2 protein-coding genes are annotated in these 2245 nt (G+C 30.9%); one reads left to right on the top strand and one right to left on the bottom strand.

Going from position 1 to position 2245, the window contains the following annotated elements; all coding sequences use genetic code 11:
- Positions 1–119: DUF1189 family protein (locus HU235_RS22490; RefSeq protein ID WP_174881655.1), on the bottom strand; the 119-nt coding region annotated here is incomplete at its 3' end.
- A 284-nt stretch (positions 120–403) separates the two neighbouring features.
- Between HU235_RS22490 and HU235_RS22495 the strand changes: the two genes are divergently transcribed.
- The gene (locus HU235_RS22495; RefSeq protein WP_174881656.1) at positions 404–2035 is read left to right on the top strand and encodes a Na/Pi cotransporter family protein; all 1632 of its coding nucleotides are present in this window, start codon (positions 404–406) and stop codon (positions 2033–2035) included.
- Positions 2036–2245 lie beyond the last annotated feature (210 nt).

Genomic DNA, 2245 nt, shown 5'->3' on the forward strand with positions numbered 1-2245 from the left:
GTACTAACTAATGTTAAAATAAATACAAATAGAATAGTCTTACCAATCCCTTGGAATCGAAAAGTGGAGATTGTCCTTGGGGAATAAATACTAGTAAAAAGTTGTTTAAATATATTCATGTTTTTTTCAACACATCCTTCTAAATATGTATAGGTATTAAGATCCTTTTTAGCTTCGACAAAGTTTTTCTAAAAATTTGTTATTCTGAGCATATGTTTTTATTTTATATCTCGATAATTGATAATACAAGAAAAGAACAAATAGTTGAGTTTTTGACTTGTATAAAATTTTTCTAATATTAATTATTCAAAATATCTTTACAAAAAAACAATAAATCGTTAATAATTGTAGAGGTTGTAGATGTTTGTCGATTATAGACGAAGTATATGAGGGGTTGGACATTTTGGAAATAGATATCCAGAAGATCGTGTTTGAATTTGTTGGCGGCCTTGGTATCCTTCTCTTTGGTATCAAATTTATGGGTGATGGTCTTCAAAAGACTGCTGGTGAAAAAATTAGGGATTTACTAGATAAATATATCTCTAATCCAATAATTGGAGTATTGACTGGAATTATTTTAACAATAATTTTACAATCAAGTGGTGGAACTACAGTTATAACAGTGGGGTTAGTAAGCGCTGGTTTTATGACACTTAGACAAGCCATCGGTGTTATTATGGGAGCGAATATAGGAACTGCACTTAAAGAGTTTTTAGTTGGTGTAGAAATAGCTGAATATTCCTTACCAATTATATTTATCGGTGCGTTATTACTTTTCTTCTATAAAAGAAAAAAGATACATAATTTTGGGCAAATTGTTTTTGGGTTCGGTACATTGTTTTTTGGGTTGGAACTAATGTATGACGGGTTAAGACCATTGATAAATTTGCAAGTATTTCAGGATTTGACAATTAGTATAAGTGACATTCCTATACTAGGAGTTTTTGTTGGGACACTTTTTACGGTTATTGTCCAAAGCTCGAGTGCAACAATTGGTATTTTACAAGACTTATATAAACAAGGTGTCATCGATCTTTATTCTGCTCTTCCAGTATTATTCGGGGACAATATCGGAACTACTATTACAGCAGTTTTAGCTTCTATTGGAACCTCGATTGCAGCGAGACGAACAGCATTAACCCATGTTATTTTTAACGTTATTGGGACGATCATTTTCATGATATTCCTTCCTTTATTTTCTATCGTTATGGAATATTTGCAAGGCATTTTCAATTTAAGACCAGAAATAACAATAGCTATTGCACATAGTACGTTTAATATTACAAATACTGTTATTTTGTTACCTTTTATCGGATCAATCGCGTGGTTAGTGACAAAGATTATTCCGGGTAAGGACAATATGAATGAGTATAAAACAAAATACATAAATCCTGTATTTGTGGAACAGTCGTCATCGATTGCCTTAGGTCAAGCGAAAGAAGAGGTTTTACGTGTCGGTAAGTTAGCAGCTATTGGCTTAGAGGAAGCAAGCCTTTATCAAAGGACGTATTTACAGAAGCACGCAGATACAGCTATTCAGATAGAAGATATTATAAATAATTTAGATAAAAAAATTACTGATTATTTAGTTTTAATTTCTAAGAGTAAAATGTCTCATACGGAATCTCAAGAACACAGTATGTTAATGGACACAATTAGAGACATTGAACGAGTTGGGGATCATTTTGAAATTGTTGTAGATTTGGTAAGTCAGCAATTGTCAAGTAAAGTGAAAATGACTGAATATGCTAAAGAAGATATTGAGAATATGTTTAATTTGACAATAAAAATTTTAAAAGATGTTATTACAGTGCTTGATGATAAGGACATAGCACTTGCAGCAAATGTTCAAAAGATAGGTGAGCAACTAGATAAAATGGAACGGAGCTTGCGGAAGAAACATATAAGTAGAATTAATCAAGGAATTTGCACTGGAACTGCAGGTATTATTTTTGTCGATATCATCAGTAACTTAGAACGCATCGGAGATCACTGTGTCAATATAGCTGAAAATATTTTAGGATATCGGAACTAATTTTTATATTATAGATAATAATTTTATTGAAGAAGGGTTATACCTTTCTTTTTTTTTCATTTTTCCTATGTTTCTTTATAAAGAAATAGGTGCTTGAATAGGTTAAATAGATTTTTACATTGATATTAATTGCCATAATGTTCTTGTTTTTTTGGCGAATTTTGTGGATATTTTTATCTATCATGATAGTAGATATAGAATATTATGCAT

This window comes from Metabacillus niabensis (genome assembly GCF_902829255.1).
GTDB classification, from domain to species: domain Bacteria; phylum Bacillota; class Bacilli; order Bacillales; family Bacillaceae; genus Metabacillus; species Metabacillus niabensis.